This is a genomic window from Spirillospora sp. NPDC052242, from assembly GCF_040679555.1.
GTDB lineage: Bacteria > Actinomycetota > Actinomycetes > Streptosporangiales > Streptosporangiaceae > Spirillospora.
On record NZ_JBFAUZ010000114.1, the window covers coordinates 1 to 1,577 of the forward strand.

General features: G+C 66.6%; 1 protein-coding gene. It reads left to right on the forward strand.

The annotated features are described in order from the left end of the window. The coding region (locus tag AB0L25_RS41025) for a (Fe-S)-binding protein (protein WP_500179055.1) at window positions 1-1,577 on the forward strand (1,577 nt) is incomplete at both ends.

A 1,577-nucleotide genomic window follows, 5' to 3' on the forward strand; every position in this document is an offset into this window, starting at 1 on the left:
GAGGTCGCGCGCGGCAACTTCGGCTACAACGGCGCCGCGTACTTCTCCCACCTGACGGGGAACCTGTTCGAGGGCATGTCCGACGACACCCTGCACGTGCTGGAGGCCGTCGGCCTGCTGGCGCACATCGGCGTCGCGTTCGTGTTCCTGGTGTTCGTGGTGAACTCCAAGCACCTGCACATCTTCCTGGCGCCGCTGAACGTCATGTTCAAGCGCCGCCCGGACGGCCTGGGCGCCGCGCAGCCGATGATGTCGGGCGGCAAGCCCCTCGACTTCGAGGAGGCCGACCCCGACGAGGACGTCTTCGGCCGCGGCAAGATCGAGGACTTCACCTGGAAGGGCTTCCTCGACATGGCGACCTGCACCGAGTGCGGTCGCTGCCAGTCGCAGTGCCCCGCCTGGAACACCGGCAAGCCGCTGTCGCCCAAGATGGTCATCCTGGAGCTGCGCGACCACGCCCTGGCCAAGGCCCCCTACATGCTCGCCTCCGAGGAGGAGCGCGAGAAGTTCACCGACGAGCAGAAGCTCGCCATGCAGGTGGACAAGGAGCTGGTCGCCGACGACGGCGTCATCCACCCGGACGTCCTGTGGTCGTGCACCAACTGCGGCGCGTGCGTCGAGCAGTGCCCGGTCGACATCGAGCACATCGACCACATCCTGGACATGCGCCGCTTCCAGGTGATGATCGAGTCCTCGTTCCCGTCCGAGGCCGGCGTCATGCTGAAGAACCTCGAGAACAAGGGCAACCCGTGGGGCATGTCCGAGATGAAGCGCCTCGAGTGGATCGAGGAGCTCGACTTCGAGGTCGAGGTCGTCGACGACAAGGTCTCCGAGGACACCGAGTACCTGTTCTGGGTCGGCTGCGCCGGCGCCCTGGAGGACCGGGCCAAGAAGACCACCAAGGCCGTCGCCGAGCTGCTGCACATCGCGGGCGTCAAGTTCGCCGTGCTCGGCCCGATGGAGGCCTGCACCGGTGACCCGGCCCGCCGCCTGGGCATGGAGTTCGTCTTCCAGATGCTCGGCCAGCAGAACGTCGAGACCCTCAACGACGCGGGCGTCAAGAAGATCGTCGCGACCTGCCCGCACTGCTTCAACACCCTGGCCAACGAGTACCCGCAGATCGGCGGGAACTACGAGGTCGTCCACCACACCCAGCTGCTCGCGCACCTGGTCGAGGAGGGCAAGCTCACCCCGGTCGCCCCGATCGAGGAGAACATCACCTACCACGACCCCTGCTTCCTGGGCCGCCACAACAAGGTCTACAAGCAGCCGCGCGACATCATGGCGACCGTCCCCGGCGTCAAGACCCAGGAGATGCACCGGCACAAGGACCGCGGCTTCTGCTGCGGCGCCGGCGGCGCCCGGATGTGGATGGAAGAGCGCATCGGCAAGCGCATCAACACCGAGCGCGTCGACGAGGCGCTGGAGACCAACCCCGACACCGTCTCCACCGCCTGCCCGTTCTGCCTCGTCATGCTCGGCGACGCGATCAACGAGAAGAAGAACGAGGGCGCGGCCAAGGAGTCCCTGGAAGTCGTGGACGTCTCCCAGCTCCTGATCCGCTCCATCAAGGGCGA